13 protein-coding genes are annotated in these 18,946 nt (G+C 62.7%); 3 read left to right on the forward strand and 10 right to left on the reverse strand.

Features of this window, described 5'->3' with window-relative positions; genetic code table 11:
- From Q0J57_RS07125 to Q0J57_RS07140, 4 genes are all read right to left on the reverse strand, one after another.
- A complete protein-coding gene (locus tag Q0J57_RS07125) occupies positions 1 to 1,101 on the reverse strand; it encodes an ABC transporter substrate-binding protein (protein ID WP_297218696.1) in 1,101 nt (366 codons plus the stop codon).
- A 535-nt stretch (positions 1,102 to 1,636) separates the two neighbouring features.
- A complete protein-coding gene (gene ald / locus Q0J57_RS07130) occupies positions 1,637 to 2,755 on the reverse strand; it encodes an alanine dehydrogenase (protein ID WP_297218698.1) in 1,119 nt (372 codons plus the stop codon).
- Between the two features lie 500 nt (positions 2,756 to 3,255).
- Positions 3,256 to 4,341 (reverse strand): BMP family ABC transporter substrate-binding protein, encoded by a 1,086-nt coding sequence (locus Q0J57_RS07135; RefSeq protein WP_297218701.1) that lies wholly within the window; start codon positions 4,339 to 4,341, stop codon positions 3,256 to 3,258.
- Positions 4,342 to 4,542: 201 nt separating this feature from the next.
- Complete coding sequence (locus tag Q0J57_RS07140) at positions 4,543 to 5,913, reverse strand: aminotransferase (RefSeq protein WP_297218702.1); 1,371 nt, start codon at positions 5,911 to 5,913, stop codon at positions 4,543 to 4,545.
- A gap of 477 nt (positions 5,914 to 6,390) precedes the next feature.
- On the opposite strand from Q0J57_RS07140, the gene hydG reads away from it, so the two are divergent.
- The 3 genes from hydG (at position 6,391) to Q0J57_RS07155 (ending at position 12,632) form a co-directional block, all read left to right on the forward strand.
- Entirely contained in the window at positions 6,391 to 7,788 is a 1,398-nt protein-coding gene (hydG, locus tag Q0J57_RS07145) for a [FeFe] hydrogenase H-cluster radical SAM maturase HydG (protein ID WP_297218704.1), read from the forward strand.
- 394 nt (positions 7,789 to 8,182) lie between these two features.
- Positions 8,183 to 11,224 (forward strand): hypothetical protein, encoded by a 3,042-nt coding sequence (locus Q0J57_RS07150; RefSeq protein WP_297218706.1) that lies wholly within the window; start codon positions 8,183 to 8,185, stop codon positions 11,222 to 11,224.
- 205 nt (positions 11,225 to 11,429) lie between these two features.
- Positions 11,430 to 12,632: an iron-containing alcohol dehydrogenase gene (locus tag Q0J57_RS07155; protein WP_297218708.1), complete on the forward strand. Its 1,203-nt coding sequence runs from the start codon at positions 11,430 to 11,432 to the stop codon at positions 12,630 to 12,632.
- Between the two features lie 446 nt (positions 12,633 to 13,078).
- On the opposite strand, the gene yedF is transcribed toward Q0J57_RS07155, so the two are convergent.
- The 6 genes from yedF to Q0J57_RS07185 form a co-directional block, all read right to left on the reverse strand.
- Positions 13,079 to 13,672 carry a sulfurtransferase-like selenium metabolism protein YedF gene (yedF, locus tag Q0J57_RS07160; protein WP_297218710.1) on the reverse strand — a complete coding sequence of 198 codons (594 nt, stop codon included), beginning with the start codon at positions 13,670 to 13,672 and terminating at the stop codon, positions 13,079 to 13,081.
- A gap of 123 nt (positions 13,673 to 13,795) precedes the next feature.
- Positions 13,796 to 14,674 carry a 4-hydroxy-tetrahydrodipicolinate synthase gene (gene dapA, locus Q0J57_RS07165; protein ID WP_297218712.1) on the reverse strand — a complete coding sequence of 293 codons (879 nt, stop codon included), beginning with the start codon at positions 14,672 to 14,674 and terminating at the stop codon, positions 13,796 to 13,798.
- A gap of 30 nt (positions 14,675 to 14,704) precedes the next feature.
- Positions 14,705 to 14,980, reverse strand: coding sequence for an HU family DNA-binding protein (locus Q0J57_RS07170; protein WP_297218781.1), 276 nt, complete (start codon positions 14,978 to 14,980; stop codon positions 14,705 to 14,707).
- Positions 14,981 to 15,124: 144 nt separating this feature from the next.
- Positions 15,125 to 16,241, reverse strand: a protein-coding gene (prfB, locus tag Q0J57_RS07175; RefSeq protein ID WP_297218714.1) for a peptide chain release factor 2 whose coding sequence is annotated in 2 segments (ribosomal slippage) — positions 15,125 to 16,165 and positions 16,167 to 16,241 — 1,116 coding nt in all. Because the reading frame shifts where the segments join, the coding sequence is not laid out codon by codon here.
- A gap of 15 nt (positions 16,242 to 16,256) precedes the next feature.
- Complete coding sequence (gene lnt / locus Q0J57_RS07180; RefSeq protein WP_297218716.1) at positions 16,257 to 17,873, reverse strand: apolipoprotein N-acyltransferase; 1,617 nt, start codon at positions 17,871 to 17,873, stop codon at positions 16,257 to 16,259.
- Positions 17,863 to 18,708 carry a hemolysin family protein gene (locus tag Q0J57_RS07185; RefSeq protein ID WP_297218718.1) on the reverse strand — a complete coding sequence of 282 codons (846 nt, stop codon included), beginning with the start codon at positions 18,706 to 18,708 and terminating at the stop codon, positions 17,863 to 17,865. The genes lnt and Q0J57_RS07185 overlap by 11 nt, the downstream gene beginning before the upstream one ends.
- Between the last annotated feature and the right edge of the window lie 238 nt (positions 18,709 to 18,946).

Consider the following 18,946-nt stretch of genomic DNA (forward strand, 5'->3'; position numbering starts at 1 on the left):
TTACTGTCCGGGGGCCTCGTTCCCGGACGAAGCGGGCTGCTGCCGGGCCAGAAGGCGCAGATAGGTTCCGGTGGCATAGGTTCCGTCGCCCACCTTGCGGGCCTCCTGGGGGGTGATGCGCCCCAGCGCGGTAAAGAAGCGGGCCACACCGGCCTGCCACTGCTGCACCTGGCTGGGGCCGTGACTGTCGTCAAACAGGGCAAGCTGTTCCTGGAGGGTATAGACTGGATGGTTGCGCAGGTCCTGCAACGCCAGGGCAGCACTGTACTCCCGGTGGGAAAACTGCTGATAGAAGCGCTGGTACTGGGGCACGAGCTGTTCCGGCGGGGTGCTTCTGATGGCGGCAATGCCCCGCAGGTAAACCCCCAGAAAGCGCACCGTCACGTCGGGGTGGCGGGCAGCATAGCGGGTGTCGGCCACCATCACCACGGGATTGCCGCGCCCGCACAGGCGCATGTCTGCGGCAAGAACGGCGCCTCTGTGCAGGGCATCAAACAGATAGGGCGCCCACAGGGCCACGCCGTCTCCTTCTCCCCGTTCAAAGGCCGCCAGGGCCTCTTTCTGCTCCATGTTCCTGATAATGATGTCACTGTCGCGCAGGCCCAGTATTTCCAGCCAGACATTGAGGGCATAGTGGGCGGAAGAGACGGTGGTGACCAGAAAGGTCTTGCCCCGCACCGTCTGGGGACTGCCGCAGACCTGGGGATACTGGCGGTTCCAGCCCCGTACCTGGGCCATGTCGCTGCCGGCCCGCAGCAGGACGCCATTGCTGCCTGACTCGTCGTTGCCCAGGGCAATGATGCTGCTGTTGTAGCGCAGATTGCCCAGCATGGCAGGCACGGCCCCCATGAGGGCAAAGTGCCAGCCGCGCGAGGCCAGGGCGGTGAGCATGTCCGCGCCGGAAGCAAAGCGCTTCATCTCCACGTTCAGGCCGGCTTCCTTGTCCCAGCCGTGTTCCTTGGCATACCACATGGGGAAGGTTTCATGATCGCCCAGCCAGGCGCTGACCACCGTGGTCAGTTCCCCGGCCATGGCCGCGCGGGGAAACAGGGTGGCAACAAGCAGGGCAGCCAGGAGAAGACGCGGAAGCATGTGCAGCATGGGGACACTCCGTGGACGTGGGCGTTACGCGAAGGGGAAACAGCGCAGCACAGCCGGAAGGCCGGCCGGAGGCGGCGGGGCCGCGTGTCTGCCAGGGAGAGATGTTGCTGAGCATAGCCTGTCCCACGGCGGGGCGCAAGGTAGTGCGGCGTGTGCGGCAGGCCTGCGGCAAGACCGGACATGCGGGCGCGGGCAGGACCGCTCCGGGATGGTGGCTACGGGGTAGCGGACCCGGGCAGAGGCTACAACCCGGCATGCACTGGCAACGAAGCAGCACACGGACTGGCATGGACTGGAACGAACTGGCTGGCCCGGATGGGGTAACCGGCGTCATGCCGGGCCATTGTGGCAGCATGTCGGGGCTGGCCGGAGGCCCCTTCGGGAGGGAACGTCCGGCGGACGTGGCATGTGTCAGCGGGCCGGACGCCTTGTGTGGGAAGGGGCGTGTCGAAGCCCGCAGACGGCAGGCACAGCATAAAAAAATCCCCCCGGCCGCGAAGCCGGGGGGAGAGGGATGGCAGGGCGGGTCAGCCCGTTACTTCAGCATTTCGGCGGCGGGAACGTATTCCAGACCGAAGGCATCGGCAACGCCCTTGAAGGTGCACTTGCCATAGACGGTGTTGAGACCGCGGGCAAGAGCGATGTTGTCGGCGCAGGCCTTCTTCCAGCCCTTGTCGGCCAGCTGCAGGGCATAGGGCAGGGTGGCGTTGGTCAGGGCGTAGGTGGAGGCGATCGGCACGGCGCCGGGGATGTTGGCCACGGAGTAGTGGACAACGTCATGCTTCACGAAGGTCGGGTTTTCGTGCGTGGTCGGATGACCGGCGGTGGTTTCCACAGCGCCGCCCTGGTCAATGGCCACGTCCACCACGGCGGAGCCGGGGCGCATGGTTTTGATCATGTCTTCGGTCACCAGCTGCGGGCACTTGGCGCCGGGGATGAGCACGGAGCCGATGACGAGGTCGGCGTCCTTCACGGCGGCGGCAATGTTGTGGCTGTTGGAAGCCATGGTCTGCACGCGGGCGCCGAAGATGTCGTCGAGGTAGCGCAGGCGGTTCAGGTTGTTGTCAAGGATGGTCACTTCGGCGCCGATGCCGATGGCCATTTTGGCAGCGTTGGTGCCCACGATGCCGCCACCCACGATGACGACCTTGCCGCGCTGCACGCCGGGCACGCCGCCCAGCAGCACGCCGCAGCCGCCGGCCTGCTTGGTGAGGATGTTGGCGCCCACCTGGATGGACATGCGGCCGGCCACTTCGGACATGGGAGCCAGCAGGGGCAGGGTGCGGTCATCGGGCTGCACGGTTTCGTAGGCCAGGCCCACCACGCCAGCGTTGAGCAGGGCATCGGTCTGGGGCTTGTCGGCGGCCAGGTGCAGATAGGTGAAGAGCAGCAGGCCTTCGCGGAAGTATTTGTATTCGCTCTGCAGAGGTTCCTTCACCTTCATGATCATGTCGGCCTTGGCCCAGACATCGGCCACGGGCATCATGGTAGCGCCGGCAGCCTTGTAGTCGTCATCAGAAATGCGGCTGCCGAGACCGGCGCCGATTTCGATCATGACCTCGTGGCCATGGTCCTTCAGAGCTTTGACGCCAGCGGGGGTGATGCCTACACGATGTTCGTTGGCCTTGATTTCTTTGGTAACGCCGATAAGCATTTGGATGCCTCCTGAAAAGGCTGCAGGTGAAGTTGGAAAGATTCGCACAAGACGAACAGTGCCTCGTACCATGAGAGGGAGGATATCCGAGGGGTCCGGCCTCTCACGCTCTGCGCGGGGTGCTGTGCCGTTGGTTTTTCTGTTGTGAAGAAAAGCTCTTTACGGGGAGCAGCACCAGGCTCAGCCTGTTTTCCCGGCTCACGAGGGCAACTTAGCGCGTTTTGTGGTCAAGAGCAAGGGGAAAGAGAAAAAAATGTCAAAAAACATATAATTCATTGATATCATAGGAAAAAAATAGTTCTTTCCCACAAAATGTCCGTGGAACGCGCCGCCTGTACCGCCCTGTGCCGGACCCTGCGCAGAAGTTTCCGAAAAAAGGTAATAAATACTTATGGTTAAAAAATATTTTTTTATGGATTTTTGGCAATGTCCTGGGAACTTGTTCAGACAATCTCACAAAGATTGAGAAGATAAAAGGATAAATTTCACAATTGACGGAATCAGCGGCAGTTGCAGAGCGTGCCCTGACGCAGGGAAGGCAGGCGTATGCTGCCCCTGCTCAGCTCCATGCGCAGTTCCTTGCAGCGCTGGAGCAGTCGGGGCGGCAGGGGCTTGCCCGCGGCGGCATAGCTGGCAAAGTTGGTGATGTCCACGCCGCCGTTTTCCAGCGTATAGGTAATGATTTCCGCTCCCTGAAAGCGGTCGTCGGCATAGGCTGTGACCAGTTCCTCCACGGCACGGTCGGCCCGCTTGCGGATAGAGGTCAGCACGGTTCCGGGCATGAGGCTGTCCTGGTCGGCATCCATGCCGATGGCCAGGGCCTGCCGCTGCCGCAGCAGATCCAGTGTGCCCAGTCCGGCGCGTCCGGCGGACAGCACCACAACGGCCGCCCCCTGATCCAGCATTTCCTGGACGGCTGCCCGGGCGGCAGCCGTATCGGTCCACGAGCCGATAACCCGGTGCAGAATGCGCATGTCAGGCGTCACCAGGCGTGCCCCTTCCAGAAAGCCGTTCAGCATGGTGCGCACGGCGCCGGTTTCATAGGCAGAAAGCCAGCCCAGTGCCCGGGGGCTGCTCCCGGACTGTGTGCCATCGGCTGTCAGCATGGCTGCCGCGGCTCCGGCCAGAAAGGCGGCCTGCTCGTCGGCAAAGGTGATGGACATGATATTGGCTGCCCGCACGCCGGTATCAATGCAGCCGAAGCGGGTCTGGCGGAAATTGGCCGCATTGTTGCGCAGTACTTCGTGAAGATTGTCGCAGGCCACGATAAGCAGACCGGAGCGGGCAGCTTCCTGTCGGAAGATGGCCTGCTGGTCGGCATGGGCCGGCGCCACCACCACGCGCACAGGCAGGCCGGTGCTGCGGGCGGCGCGTTGCAGGCCGCTTTTGAGCAGATCGTTCCAGCCCTGGTCCGGGCTATCGTCTTCCAGCAGCAGGGTCACGACGCCGGCGGGCGGTGTGGCCGCCGGGGCGGCACCGGCCGGGGACGGGGCCAGGGCGGCCAGCAGGAGCAGAAGAATCAGACAGCAGCGCAGAAGACCGGCCAGGGCCGGGCGCGGCGCATGGCATAACAGCAAGCAGGACATGGCATCCTCCGCAAAAGGGGTTGGGGGCGGCCGGCAGTGCCGCCACGGGACAGACCCGCCCGGGCGGACGTATCGGCGGGACGGAGGGGAGTGTGCCCGCAAAACCCCGGCTTGACAAGATTGATGCCGCGGGCGGAAAAGGCAGGGAGCAACAAAAAGGGGGGCCGAAGCCCCCCGTGGTTGCTGATGGATGGAAGAGGATTAGGCGCTGACCACAGCCAGAGCCTTGTCCAGCGCGGCCACAATGGCGTCGATGTCGTCCCTGGTGGAGATCAGGGCCGGGCTGAGGCAGAGGGTATTGTTGAATTCGCGGAAGCTGCGGGAGGTCTTGCCGATGATGACGCCCTGCTTGAAGCATTCGGCCACCACCTTGCCGGCCACGGCTTCGTCCACGGGTTCCTTGGTGGCGCGGTCCTTCACCAGTTCCAGACCGGCGAAGAGACCCTTGCCGCGCACGTCGCCCACGATGGCGTACTTGCTCTTCAGGCCTTCCAGCCCTTCCATGAGGTGTTCGCCCTGCTTCACCACGTTGTCGAGCAGGTTTTCTTCCTCGATGATTTCCATGTTGGCCAGGGCCGCGGCCGGACCGGAGGTGCAGCCGCCGAAGGTGGAAATGTCGCGGAAGTAGGCGTCACGGTCGCTGGGATCGGCGATGAAGTCCTGGAAGACTTCTTCGGTGGTCACGGTGCAGCTGATGGGGGCATAGCCGGAGGCAACGCCCTTGGCCATGGTGACGATGTCGGGCTTCACGCCGAAGTGCTGGTAGCCGAACCACTTGCCGGTACGGCCAAGGCCGCAGACCACTTCGTCAATGATGAGCAGGATGCCGTACTTCTTGCAGATTTCCTGAATGGTTTCAAAGTAGCCGTCCGGGGGCACGATGACGCCGCCGCCGGCGGTAATGGGTTCAAGAATGACGCCGCCCACGGTATCGGGGTCTTCCTTCTGGATGACCTTTTCCATTTCCAGGGCGAACTTCTTGCCCAGATCGGTATTGTCGCTGTAGGGCGAGCGATAGGCGCAGCAGTCGGGGAAGGACACAAAGCCGGGCGTGAAGGGGCCGAACTGATTGCGGCGCTCAAACTGGCCGCAGGCGCTCAGCGTGGTGATGGTGGTGCCGTGGTAGTCACGCTCGCGGTACAGAATCTTGCTCTTTTTGCCGCCGTGCTTCAGGGCGGAGATCTGACGCACGATCTTGAAGGCCTTTTCGTTGGCTTCGGAACCGGAGTTGGAGAGATACACTCGGCTCATGCCGGGCATCTTTTCGATGAGCTTCTTGGAGAACTGGATGGTCGGGATGTTGCCGTAGGCATTGGCAAAGTAGCAGAGCTTCTGCAGCTGATCCGCCACAGCCTTGACGATCTTTTCGCGGCCGTAGCCCACGTTGACCGTCCACACGCCGCCGGACACGGCATCAAGGTATTCCTTCCCGTACACGTCCGTGACGCGGTTGCCCTTGCCTTCGACGAAGATGACGGGATCGGAATTTTCGTACACCTTGTGCTGGGTCAGGTGGTGCCACACATACTTCTTGTCAGTGGAAATCAGATCGGCAGCATTGAAATCAGCCATGGTAGCCTCCAATGTCATTATAAAATGGTCCTGGGCCAATCCCATAATGAAAACGTGCACCAGCGTCCGTGCGACTCCGCCGAAACCGTTCACGCCTTCGCTACGAGCACTGATATGAGTTTTGGGATGCCTTGTCAACCAGATTGGATTTTTTTCTTAATTTATTGATTTAATTGGTAAAAAAATGAGCATTTCGGCCATTTTCGCCGCATGTTTTCCAGCGGCTGCGATGCTTCTGCCGGCCTGCATTGATAAGAGGCCCCCGGAAGCCGGAAGGGAAAAATGCCTGAATCAGGCAAAAAAAGCGGCATACTGTGAAAAAAAGCGCTAGCTTTGTACGGACAAGGCTGCTATATTTCCCCCTGTTACGGATGCAGCGCCCGCAGCGGACGCGCCGGGTGCGGTGCGTCGTTCCGCGCTGTGCTTTCTGTCTACCATCCGGCAGGTGCATGCCTGCCGCGTTTCGAGGTCGCAACCATGTCACAGTTCACTCCTCCCGCGTGGCTGGATATCCGCGCCATTGAGGAGGCCCTCGCCTGCGCCGTGGCGCCTGATGCCGCCCGCCTGCGGGCCATTCTTGACAAGTCCCTGGCCATGCAGTCCCTGAGTCTGGCCGAGATTGCCACGCTCATGCGCGTTACGGATCCCGATGCCCTCAGCATGCTCATGCAGGCGGCCGATGCCGTGAAGCAGCGCGTCTACGGGGACCGCATCGTGCTTTCCGCGCCCCTGCATCTCACCAATCACTGCGGCAGCGAATGTGTCTACTGTGCCAACCGGCGGGGCAATACCATGGTGCAGCGCTGCTACATGACCTCCGTGGACATCCGCGATGCGGCGCGCAAGCTCGTCCGGCAGGGGCACAAGCGCGTCTTTCTGGTGACAGGGCAGCTGCCCAATGCCGATATCGAATATCTGGCCGAGGCCATCAGCATCCTGTATACGGTATATGATGAGTCGGACGGCGAGATCCGCCGGGTCAACGTCAATGTGGGGCCGCTCTCTGCCGCGGACTATGCCGAGCTGCGTGCCGTGGATGTGGGGTCCGTGCTGCTCTATCAGGATACCTACCATCCGGAGCAGTATGCCGCCATGCACCGTTCCGGCCCCAAGGCCGATTACAACCGGCGCATCAACGGGCCGGATGTGGCCCTGTCCGCCGGCATGGGGGATGTGGGGCTGGGCCTGCTGCTGGGGCTGGCGCCCTGGCAGTTTGACGTGCTGGCCCTGTCACTGCATGCGGCCCACCTGGTGCGCGTCTACGGCACGGGCGGGCATACGGTGAGCATGCACCGCCTGCGTCCCGCCCCCGGCGGTCTGGAACAGGCCCCCTTCCCGGTGAGTGACCAGGACTTTCTGCGCTGCGTGGCCATTACCCGGCTGGCCATTCCCTATACGGGCATCATTCTCAGCACGCGCGAGCCGTCCGGCCTGTGGCGTGACGGGTGCAGCGTGGGCTGTTCGCAGCTGCTGACGGGCAGTGTGGCCAATCCCTACGCGGACTGGAGTCCCCTGCCCGGCCCGGGTGGGGTGCCTTTCCCCATCGGGGAGAACTGCCACGTGGATGACGTGGTCAGCTTTCTGCTGGAAGAGGCCAGGCATTTGCCGTCGTTCTGCACGGCCTGTCCGCGCCTGGGGCGCAGCGGGGTGGAGTTCCTTTCCATGGTGCGCGAAAGCGGCATGAAGGGGCAGTGCGGTCCCAATTCCATGGCGTCCTTCTTGGAATTTCTGCTCAACTATGCCACGCCGGTCACGCGCCGGCTGGGTGAGGCCCTCATTGCCGAAAAGCTGGCCGCCATGCCCGAGCCGGACAAGGGCGCTGCCGAGCGCCTGTTGCAGAAGGTGCGGGCCGGCCGGGTGGACGAGTTCATCTAGGGGCGGCTGGCTGCCGTTTCGGGCCGCAGACACATGACAGACGGCGCAGGAGGACCTGTGTCCGGGCGCATGATCCCGGCGGCCGGCTGCCGGGGAAATGCCGCGGCCTGCCCGGCCATGCTGTAACCTTCCCATGCCCGCATGCGGGAAAGGGGGGAGTCTCTGCCAGCGCGGGCGGGGACCCCTGCCCCCGGAAGTGCCTCGCCCTGTGGTCAGATCGCCTGCCGGCACACGCGGGCCGGGCCTGGACTGACCTGGACTGGCCTGGACTGGACAAGGTGCGCCGGGTCTGCGAGAGTACAGCTTCCGGTGATCGGAATTTTCAGAAACGAACAGGGGGTCGCCTGCGGGCGGCCCCTTGCTGTTCGGTAACGACGGTGCGCGGAGGAAGAGCATGAAGGGCAGAAGGCACATGAGCCTGTATTTTGACCAGCAGGACAGGGAGATTCTCAGCCTGGTAAACAGGATTCTCGATGCGCCCAGTGCGGCCTTTGTGGAAGGTCTCATCGAGCCGGAGCTGCACCCGCACGGCATTCAGGAAATGGTCACCTCGCAGGCTTCGCGCATGGCGGCGGCCACGGTGAACCTGCTGCGCAATCTGGAAGGGGGCGGATCCAGTGCCCGCGGACGCCTGTGCGCCCTGCAGACGTTGTTTGACGAGGTCATGGCCAGCGCCCATTCCTGGCTGCGGCGCAATACGGCCCGCGTGCTGTTGCAGATCATGAAGGAAATGGTGCGCGCCCACGGCGACACACAGGAACAGCTGCGCCTGGCCCGGGCCTTCCGGCAGACGGCGCTGGGCAGGCCGCGTGTGGTGCGTCGCATGCTGGCGCTGTATCATCTGGCCGAAATGCCGGAGGACTGGAACCAGGTTGCCTTTGACAATCATGTGTATGATGTGAACACCAAGGGGCGCAAGACTCCCACGCATCTCATCATGGATGCCTGGATCAAGGGCATGGGCTGTCTCACGGTCCTGTATGACAACTGCATTGAAATGGAGGCCGCCGGAGAGCTGCTGGAGGCGGCGGCCATCACCGGCATGAAGGTGCGCGTGGGCATTGAATACCGGGTACCCTTTTACGGCCGCTATGTGAGCCTGCTCTGGGTGCCGCGGGGCTTCAGTTCCAGCCGTGACTTCATGGCCTTCATGGACAGTCCGGCCATGCAGGCCATGCAGCAGCGCGGCCGCGGCGTGCTGCACTGGCTGCGCGAGCATGCCATGCAGGTGCTTGAATGCTGGAATGACCGGCAGCGTCCTGAGCTGGAAGCCCGCTGGAAGGTCAGCATTCCGCCTGCCAGCGTGGAGGACTTCCTGGATTTTCTGGGCCGGCACCACTCCTTCATGCTGCGCCTGGCCGAATATCTGCATCAGCTGGTGCTGCCTGCCCTGCGGCAACGGGCGCAGCAGCTGGCGCCGCTGGCGGCAGGGGGCGATGCTGCGGCCCGGGCCGAAATCGACGAGCTGGAGCATCTGACATCGGATGTTATTCTGCACAGCTGGCTGTCGGTGGACAAATTTCCCGAGCTGCCCGACGTGCAGGTGCCCTCCCTGGAGGAAAGTGTTCCCGAACTGCGCCGCATCTCCATGGGCGAACTGGTGCGCCAGCTGCGCGCGCTGACGCCGGGCTATCGTCTGACGCTCTGCACCGACGGCCTGGATGCTGCCGATGTCATCGAACTGATCTGGGATTGCCAGGGAGGCATCACCCATCTTGAACTGTTCAACACCAAGAGCTGGATGGCCGGGGAGCTGACGCACATCCGCGAAATCAGCGAATTGCAGCAGATTCTCAATCACGGTATGGGGCCGCACATGAAGCAGATGGTGCGGCAGATCATCCGGCGCCTGGAGGCAGAGCACAACGAGGAGCGGCTGCCCAAGTTTCAGGAGATCCTGCGCGACATCCCCCAGCTCTGGGAAACCTACCGGCACACGCCCCTCAAGACCCGCCTGGGCAGCAATGCCGCCACGCGCCTGCGCACCTTCGGCATGGGGCTGGCCATTCGGGAGACGCTGCCCCGGCGTGGTGTGGCGGCCCTGAGCGGCAAGAATGCCTCCACACCGCCCATTCCCATCTATTCTCCGGTGGAGGAGCACTTTTCCTATACCGAGCCGGAGCATCCCACGCCCTGCCAGCAGGCTTTGTCCCGGCTGCGCTTTCTGCCGGGGGGCAACCACCTGGGCATGGAGCGGCACCGCTGTTGGGTTGCCGCCAGCGAAGGCTGCCGCTACGCCCCTGACGGCAATATCCTTGCCCTGGGCGGTCACAGCATTCCGGCGCCCAATGCGCTGCTGCCGCCTGCGGAAACGCACCACCCCAGGCCGGGCCTGGGGCAGCTCAACAGCGCGGTATGTGATACGCTCAAGGTGCTGGCGGGCTTTTTTCCGGCCTTTTTCACCTTTTTGTATACGCAGGAATGGTGGGTGCTGGCCTGGTTCGGGGCATTTATCTGGTTCGGTATCACCGGCGTGCGCAATGTGCTGCAAATGGTCATGGCCGCACAGGGCTTTACGCGGGGGTCTCTTACACACTGGAAGGAGCATGTCAGCGTTACACGGCTCTGTGATTCGCTTATGTTCACCGGTATATCCGTTCTTTTGCTTGAGGGTATCCTGCGCGTACTTATCCTGCAAGACATCTTCGGTATAACAATTGCCGACAGTCCCATTATTGTTTTTTCCGTTCTCAACATTATCAACGGCTTCTATATATTTTCGCACAACGTCTTTCGTGGCTTTCCGCGTACAGCATCAATAGGAAATCTGTTTCGCAGTATTCTGGCCATTCCCGTTTCTTCGCTGGGCAATACCTGCCTATTCTATCTGCTGCTCTTTTGCGGCATTGCCGATCCGCTTGTGTATCTGACCCCCAGTGCGGCCATCGTTTCCAAGCTGGCGTCGGATGCGGTGGCGGCACTCATCGAAGGTTTTGCCGACAGCCAGGCTAACCTGCGCATGCGTCGGCGGGACTACTGGCAGAAGCTGCGGCGGGTTTTTGACTGTGCCACCCGACTGGAGCTGCTCTTTCCGCGGGAAGACGCGCTCAACAAGCTGGCCCGTCCCGGGGGGCTGGGTGGTCGGGGCGGACCGGAGGCGGCCCGCCTGGAACGGGCGCTGATCATCAGCGCACTGGACCTCCAGTACTTCTGGTTTTACCAGCCGCGTGCCCAGGAAGCCTTCCGACAGGTGCTGCGAAGCATGTCTCCGGCGGATTTGAGGGTGTTCTTTCGTTCCCAATTGGTCCTTTTGCGGGAAAAAGAGATCAGTCAGCTCATGGTAAATGGCCTTCTTGGGCATAACTTTTCGAAACCGTTGGTCTTTTTTCTTAATAACAATGGCAGCTACTTGAGGGCCATGACCCGTCTGTGCCGCATTGCCGAGGGAAGGAGCGCACATGCCGCTGCCGAAGGCAGAACGGGGCAGACTGCATGAAAGCCCTGATACAGGCCTGTTTTCCGTATTGTCGTCTGTATGAGCGTTTTTTAACTGTTCACTCAAACAGTCTTGTGATTTTTTTATATTATGCAAAAAATTGGAAAAAAAACTTGTCATATTATGAGGCCTAACGTAACGTAGTGACGTACCAAACAATAAACACACCGTATGAGCAACTGCGGTAGAAAAAAAGGAGTCGGTTATGAGCACGGATATGAAGAGCATGCACATGGGTCAGATCACCTCATTCTTCATCCCCAACGTAACGCTGGTGGGTGAAAACTGCTGCACCGAAATCCCCAAGCGCCTCAAGAATATCGGCGGCAAGCGTCCGCTCATCGTGACCGACAAGGGCATTGTCAACTGCGGCATCCTGAAACACATCACGGACATTCTGGACAAGGCCCGTATGAAGTACGTCGTGTATGACGGTACGGTGCCCAATCCCACGGACGCCAATGTGGCGGAAGCCACGGCGCTGTACAAGGAAAACAAGTGCGACAGCCTCATTACCCTGGGTGGCGGCAGCTCGCATGACTGCGGCAAGGGCGTGGGCTTTGTGGTCAGCAACGGCGGCACCATCCACGACTACGAAGGCGTGGACAAGTCCTCCAAGCCCTTCCCGCCCTATGTGGCTGTGAACACCACGGCCGGTACGGCCTCGGAAATGACCCGTTTCTGCATCATCACCGACCTGTCCCGCAGGGTGAAGATGGCCATTGTGGACTGGCGCTGCACCCCCAGCGTGGCCATTGACGACCCGGTGCTCATGATGAACATGCCGTCTTCCCTCACGGCGGCCACCGGCATGGATGCCCTGACCCACGCCATCGAAGCCTATGTGTCCACCGCTGCCACGCCCATGACCGACGCCTGCGCTGAAAAGGCCATGGAATACATCAACCGTTACCTGCGCCGTTCCGTGGCCTGTGGCGCCAAGGACAAGGAAGCCCGCGAAGGCATGTGCTATGCCCAGTATCTCGCCGGTATGGCCTTCAACAATGCCAGCCTCGGCCATGTGCATGCCATGGCGCATCAGCTGGGCGGTTTCTATGACCTGCCGCACGGCGAATGCAATGCCATTCTGCTGCCCCATGTGTGCAATTACAACCTGATTGCTGCCCGCCGCCGCTTCGGCCGTATTGCCAAGCTCCTGGGCGAACGCGTGGACAACCTGAGCGCCCATGAAGCCTCGGAACGCGCCATCGTCGCCATCAACATCCTGTCCAAGGATGTGAGCATCCCCACCGGCCTTGTTGCCCTGGGCAAGAAGTACGGCAAGGAAGTGCGTGAAGAAGACATTCCCACCATGACGGCCAACGCCCAGAAGGACGCCTGCGGTCTGACCAACCCCCGCATCATGACGGATGCCGCTGTGGCCGCCATTTACAAGGCTGCCATGTAGCGCATCGCTCTTCCCGTGCAATGAAAAAGGCCCCGCAAGGGGCCTTTTTCATTGCCGGAACCGGACATCTTCACACCGGGAAAGGGAGTTCGTCGGTACGGGGCATGGCAGAGGCGCGCTCTGGCGTTGCAGTCGCCCGCAGGAGGAGATGCCGCTGTTTTCGCATACCGGGCGCCGGCCGCGCATTGCGGCACGGCGGTCGGCCTGCCGTGTGCCCGTTTTCCTGAACGGGAAGAGAAAACGGGGATGCCGCACACAGGACGACATCCCCGGAAACATCTGTGGAGAAACAGCGGGAAAGGCGCGAGATACGCAGGGCCGTGGATCATGCCGCGTGAGCAGCGGCAGCCCGGCATCTGTTGCCGCGGTTCATGGTACGGCCGTCATCCGGCTGCCGGAGGCGGCGGCTGCCGCTCCCCAGTGCCCGGGCCGCAGGCGGGATGGCGTCAGGGGCGCACAACCTTGTCGGCCACATCCAGGCTGGTCACAATATCCAGCATGTTGGAGGTTTCGCCCACGGCCTTGGCCTCGGTCAGGCCGTAGTGGGCCAGGCAGGTGCCGCAGACCAGAATGTCCACCCCGTTTTCGCTGAGCTTCTTCAGGGCATCCAGGGGGTCGCCGGGGGTGGCTGCCAGCTTCACCCCGCCATTGAGCAGCACAACGCGCCAGAGCCGGGTCATTTCCGGCAGGGTCTGGAGAAAGGTGGTCATGAGGCGCGTGCCCAGGGTATCGTCTCCGCGTCCCAGGGTGGGCGTGGTGATGAGCACCAGGGTGCGGCCTTCTGTTACGTCAGGATGGTGGTGGGGAGCGGCGACGGGGTGCTGGTCGTGCGCTTCCCGCGTGGCGCTGATGATCCAGAGCGGTCCCTTGCGCACGGCGTCGCAGGAAAAGTTCTGATTTTGCAGGTAGCGGCGCACATTTTCGCAGGCCGGATCATTGTCCACAATAATTTGCAGGCAGCTGGCGCCGGCGTCCACGGCATCACGGCAGCGCAGCACAGGCTGCGGACAGGCGAGGCCACGGCAGTCAAGTTCTTTCATGGTGAAGTCCTTTTGGGGGCAGAGCGCCGTGGTCCGTGCGACCGCCGGGGCCATGCCGGATTCTGCCGTCAGGCGGCAGGGGTGAAAAAACGGGGCGCCCTGGCGGACGGCCCCGTTACGTGGTCAGATCAGGTCCTGGGCATGGAGCGCCGCTTTGAGCGCTTCCAGATGGTCTGCCGACAGGGGGCAGAGCGGCAGGCGCATTTCGTCGCTCATTCTGCCCATGAGGGCCAGGGCGGTCTTGACGGGAATGGGGTTGCTTTCCAGGAACATGGCCTGATGCAGGGGGTAGAGCCTGTGGTGCAGCCGGGCGGCCTCGTCCAGCCGGCCTTCGCTGAAGGCATTGCACAGGCGGGCCATGGCGCCGGGCAGAATATTGGCTGTAACGGAAATGACTCCCTTGCCGCCAATGCTCATGAGGGGCAGGGCCGTGAAATCGTCACCGGACAGCACGCTGAAGGTGGGCGGGCAGGCCGCGATGGTCTGGCTGCCCTGGTGCAGGTCCCCCGTGGCGTCCTTGATGCCCACAATGGTGGGGCAGTCATGCACCAGGCGCCCCAGGGTGGCGGGCAGCATATTGCAGCCCGTGCGTCCGGGCACGTTGTAGGGGACCAGGGGCAGATCCACGGCCTCGGCAATGGCCCGGAAATGCCGGTAGAGGCCCTCCTGCGTGGGTTTGTTGTAATAGGGCGTGATGAGCAGGGCGCCATCGGCGCCGGCCTGCTTGGCGAAGCGGGCCAGACGGATGGCCTCGGCAGTATTGTTGGAGCCGGCTCCGGCCAGAACGGGCACGCGCCCCGCAGCCTGGTCAATGCATATTTCAATGACGCGTTCGTGCTCCTCGTGGGTCAGCGTGGCGGATTCGCCGGTGGTCCCGCAGGGCACAAGGCCGTGGACACCTTCGGCAATCTGCCATTCGATGAAGTCACGATAGGCGCGCTCGTCCACCGCGCCGTTCCTGAACGGGGTCACCAGAGCGGTCAGGGCACCCGAAAACTGCATGGGAGACTCCTTGGCCAGCGGACTGGCCAGCTACTGATTGATGAATTCCTTCAGTTCCTTGCCGGCGCGAAAGAACGGAAGGCGCTTGGGGATGACGGAAACACTTTCGCCGGTTTTGGGGTTGCGTCCGGCATAGCCGTCGTATTCCTTGACCTTGAAACTGCCGAAACCTCGGATTTCGATGCGATCTCCTTCGATGAGCGCGTCCTTCATGGCGTCCACAAAGGTGTTGACCACCAGGGACGCATCTTCAAGTGGCAGACTGCTTTCCTCTGCCAGAGCCTTGATAAGTTCGCTCTTGTTCATCATGCCTCCGGAAGGATTGGGGGGGTATGCCAGAGCGCTGGCGAGGCATTCTGACACATATCACCATCAACTTTACCCAAGTTTTTTCATGACGTAAAGGGCCGCACGCACGGTACGCACCCTCTCCGGCAGGGGCATGAACGGTCAGCGCTGCTGCTGGGCGTGACGATACAGAAGAAAATCGTGCTGGAAGCGGTCTATCTCGCCATTGAGCACCCCTTCCACATCCCCGGTTTCACAGCCTGTGCGATGGTCCTTGACCAGGCGGTAGGGTTGCAGGGTGTAGGTGCGTATCTGGCTGCCGAAGGCAATGGCATCCTTGCCGGCATATTCGGCCTGGCGTTCTGCCTCGCGCTTCTGGAGTTCCAGGGCATAGAGGCGCGCCCGCAGGATGCGCAGGGCGGATTCCTTGTTGTGATGCTGGGATTTCTCGTTCTGGCACTGGGCGGAAATGCCTGTGGGCAGGTGGGTGACGCGCACGGCCGAACTGGTGGTATTGACGCTCTGGCCGCCGGGGCCGCTGGAGCGGAAGGTATCAAAACGCAGATCCGTTTCCTTGATGTCCAGTTCGATGTCGTTGCCCACATCGGGGATGACATCCACCGAGGCAAAGGAGGTATGCCGCCGGCCGGAGGAGTCAAAGGGAGAAATGCGGATGAGGCGGTGGATGCCGCGCTCGCTGCGCAGAAAGCCGAAGGCGTGCGGCCCGGCGATGCGCAGGGTCACGCTCTTGATGCCGGCCTCGTCACCGGGCAGATAGTCCAGCTCTTCCACCTCGTAGCCGCGGCGCGCAGCCCAGCGGGTGTACATGCGCAGCAGCATTTCTGCCCAGTCCTGGGATTCGGTGCCGCCGGCGCCGGGGTGAATTTCCAGAATGGCGTCCTGGTTGTCCTCTTCGCTGGAAAGCAGCAGCACCAGTTCCGTGTCTTCCAGCAGCTTTTCCAGGGTATTCTGCTGGTCTTCCAGGGATTGCAGGGCTTCTTCGCTCTCCTCCTCGCCGGCCAGTTCCTGCCAGGCCAGCATGTCATCATGGGCGGTCTTGAGGTCGGTGAGGCGCTTTGCCTCATCCTCAAGCTGCCGTTTTTCTCGCAGCAGGGGGGTCAGGGCCTCGGGTTTGTCCCAGGCGCCGGGGCGGGAGAGTTCCTTTTCGATTTCGGCAAGGCGGTGCTGGCCGGAGGCGGCGTCAAAGACGCCCCCAGAGGTTGGAGAAGCGTTGGGAAAGCGTCTGACTGCGGGCACGAAGATCACTGAGTTGCAACATGATGTCACGAAGGGGTTAGGGGTTGCGGCGGCAGCGGCCGACGACAAGCAGCAGGGCAAGCAGCGCTGCTGCGCCGGGCAGCCACGGCGCCAGATGATGATAGACGGTCCGGCTGGTGCTGATGCGGGCGCGCCCCCAGATGGCGGCCTCCTCGAACTGGCGGCCGTGGGTTACGACACGTCCCCGGCTGTCGATGATGGCCGAGATGCCGGTATTGGTGCCGCGCAGTATCCAGCGGTCCTGCTCCACGGCGCGCACGGTGGTCAGGGCCAGATGCTGCATGGCGGCGGGGGAACGGCCGAACCAGCCGTCATTGCTGATGTCCACCAGCACATTGGCCCCATCAGCCACGCGCTGCTGCGCCAGCCAGGGAAAGACGCCCTCATAACAGATGAGCATGCCCAGCTCAAGCCCGCTGCTGCGCAGGGGGGCAAGCTGGCTGCCGGGGGTATAGACGCCCACTTCCTGCAACAGGCCGGACAGCAGGTCCCAGTCCAGCCAGGAAGGCAGATATTCGCCAAAGGGAACCAGGTGTTCCTTGTCGTAATAGCCGGCCAGGCTGCCGTCCGGTCCCAGCAGGTAGGCCCGGTTGTAGACGATCATGTTTTCCCGCGTGCCCTCGAATGCCGGGGCGCCGGTGAGCAGGGGGCTTCTGGCGCGGGCGGCAAGCTGCCGGATGCGTGGCGTATGCAGGGTATTGGCCGCAAAGTTGTAGGGCATGGCCGTTTCCGGCCAGATGATGAGCGGATGCTCGCCGGGATGACGGGCCAGGGCCTGCTCCGTAAGGGTCAGATAGGTATCCACCGTGGAACGCTGAAAGGCCGGCAGCCATTTCTGGTTCTGATCGATATTGCCTTCCACAAACAGCACGGCAAAGGAGCCGCTGCCCTGCGGGTCCTGCTCCGCCGGCGTCTGGTGCAGGCGCCAGGCGCCATAGCCCAGGCTGGCGAGCAGCAGCAGAACGGCCAGCAGCGGATAGCGGCGCCCCCGTGGCGCCATGAGGCAGAGCACGCCCATGAAGGACCAGATGCCGGCCAGCAGATAGCCGCCCACCAGGTGGGCCGGCTGGATGAACAGGGGCCAGACAGCCAGGGCGCCGCTGAGCGGCAGCCAGGGAAAGCCCGCCACCACGGCATAGCCCCATTCCAGCAGATACCAGCACAGGCCCAGCAGGGCGGCCAGCACCAGCGGCGGACGCCGGCGCAGGGCAAAGGCCGCACAGGCAAAAAGACCGCCGGCGCTGGACAGGCAGCCGGCCACAAAAACGGCGCAGGGCACGGCCAGTGCCCACGGCAGCCCGCCCACATTGTGGATGGGCAGGGCCAGCCAGTAGAGGGCGGCCACATGCCCGGCCCAGCAGCTCAGCCAGCCTGTGCGCAGGGCCTGTCCGGCTGTATGGGCGCGCAGTCCTGTGAGGGCCAGCAGCGGCGGCAGCAGCAGCACCAGCCCCGGCAGAGCGCCGGGTGCAGAGGGCAGAACCGGCAGATGCGCCGGCAGCAGACCGGCCAGCGACAGGGGCAGGTCGTTGGGAAAGCCCAGCCACAGGCACAGAATAATGGCCAGGGGCAGGGCGGCACGCTCCCGCAGCCCGGCGAAAGGAGACGCCGGAGCGCCGGAGAGGTCAGTTTTCATGCGTCTGCTGGGCAGCGTCGGGATCCGGTTCCATGCGCAGGCGGCGGATGAGCTTCTTGTCCGCATCCAGCACGGTGAAAAGATAGCCATGCAGGGCAAAGCGCTCGTTGACATCGGGCACATGCCCGGCTTCCATGCTCAGATAGCCGCCGATGGTGTCCACCTCGTCGGATTCGATGTCCACACCCAGTTCTTGCAGGTCTTCCAGCAGGGCGCGGCCCGTCAGCTCGTAGATACCGGGGGCCACTTCCCGGATGTCTTCCTCGCGCGGGGCATCGTGTTCGTCCTCGATGTCCCCCACGATTTCTTCCAGCAGGTCCTCGATGGTGATGAGGCCGGATGTGCCCCCGTATTCGTCAAGCGCAATGGCGATATGCTGCTTGCTGGCCCGGAATTCCTGCAGCAGGGTGCGGATGGGCTTGGTTTCGGGCACAAAGAAGGGTTCACGCATGATGCTGCTGACGGAGGAGGTGGTGTCCTTGTCCAGCAGGGCGCTGAGAATGTCCTTGGCGTGCAGGATGCCCACCATATTGTCGCGGGTATCCCGAAAGACGGGGATGCGCGAATGGCCGGAAGAAACGATGACCCGGGCCACATCGGGCAGGGGCATGTCTTCCGGCACGCAGTCGATATCCGTGCGGGGGGTCATGGTATCCTGCACCTGCAGGTCATTGAAGCGGAGAATGCCCAGCAGCATGGACTCTTCATCCGGTTCCACCTCGCCTTCGGCACGGGCTTCCAGAATGGCTTTTTCCAGCGATTCCTCGTCGCCACGCCCGAAAAGACGTCCCAGGCGCGACCAGATGGTACTATGACTTTCGGGACCTCCGTCCACAGCGGCCTCCTTGTAGTTGGCGTGAAAGGCAACCCTCCCTGCGCGGGCTGGTCCGGCGGCGCCCCTGCGCCGTCAGGCACGCCGGCAGAATGGCTTTTCCGGCGGGGCCTGCTGCACCCGGTGCCCGGCAGCACGGCAGGGCATGATCCTTTTGTGCAGGAACAGGAAACAGAATAGCGGCGAAGGGCGCGCAAGGTCAACGGGGCGGGCGGATGTTTGTGGCAAAATGCCCCGGAAC

This window comes from uncultured Desulfovibrio sp., from assembly GCF_944324505.1.
In the GTDB taxonomy this organism is placed as follows: Bacteria; Desulfobacterota; Desulfovibrionia; order Desulfovibrionales; family Desulfovibrionaceae; genus Desulfovibrio.

Bases quoted from the DNA above. Each gene is read 5' to 3' on its own strand.
- Q0J57_RS07125 (WP_297218696.1), bottom strand. From the start codon at position 1,101: ATGCTGCACATGCTTCCGCGTCTTCTCCTGGCTGCCCTGCTTGTTGCC.
- ald (WP_297218698.1), bottom strand. From the start codon at position 2,755: ATGCTTATCGGCGTTACCAAAGAAATCAAGGCCAACGAACATCGTGTA.
- Q0J57_RS07135 (WP_297218701.1), bottom strand. From the start codon at position 4,341: ATGTCCTGCTTGCTGTTATGCCATGCGCCGCGCCCGGCCCTGGCCGGT.
- Q0J57_RS07140 (WP_297218702.1), bottom strand. From the start codon at position 5,913: ATGGCTGATTTCAATGCTGCCGATCTGATTTCCACTGACAAGAAGTAT.
- hydG (WP_297218704.1), top strand. From the start codon at position 6,391: ATGTCACAGTTCACTCCTCCCGCGTGGCTGGATATCCGCGCCATTGAG.
- Q0J57_RS07150 (WP_297218706.1), top strand. From the start codon at position 8,183: ATGAAGGGCAGAAGGCACATGAGCCTGTATTTTGACCAGCAGGACAGG.
- Q0J57_RS07155 (WP_297218708.1), top strand. From the start codon at position 11,430: ATGAGCACGGATATGAAGAGCATGCACATGGGTCAGATCACCTCATTC.
- yedF (WP_297218710.1), bottom strand. From the start codon at position 13,672: ATGAAAGAACTTGACTGCCGTGGCCTCGCCTGTCCGCAGCCTGTGCTG.
- dapA (WP_297218712.1), bottom strand. From the start codon at position 14,674: ATGCAGTTTTCGGGTGCCCTGACCGCTCTGGTGACCCCGTTCAGGAAC.
- Q0J57_RS07170 (WP_297218781.1), bottom strand. From the start codon at position 14,980: ATGAACAAGAGCGAACTTATCAAGGCTCTGGCAGAGGAAAGCAGTCTG.
- lnt (WP_297218716.1), bottom strand. From the start codon at position 17,873: ATGAAAACTGACCTCTCCGGCGCTCCGGCGTCTCCTTTCGCCGGGCTG.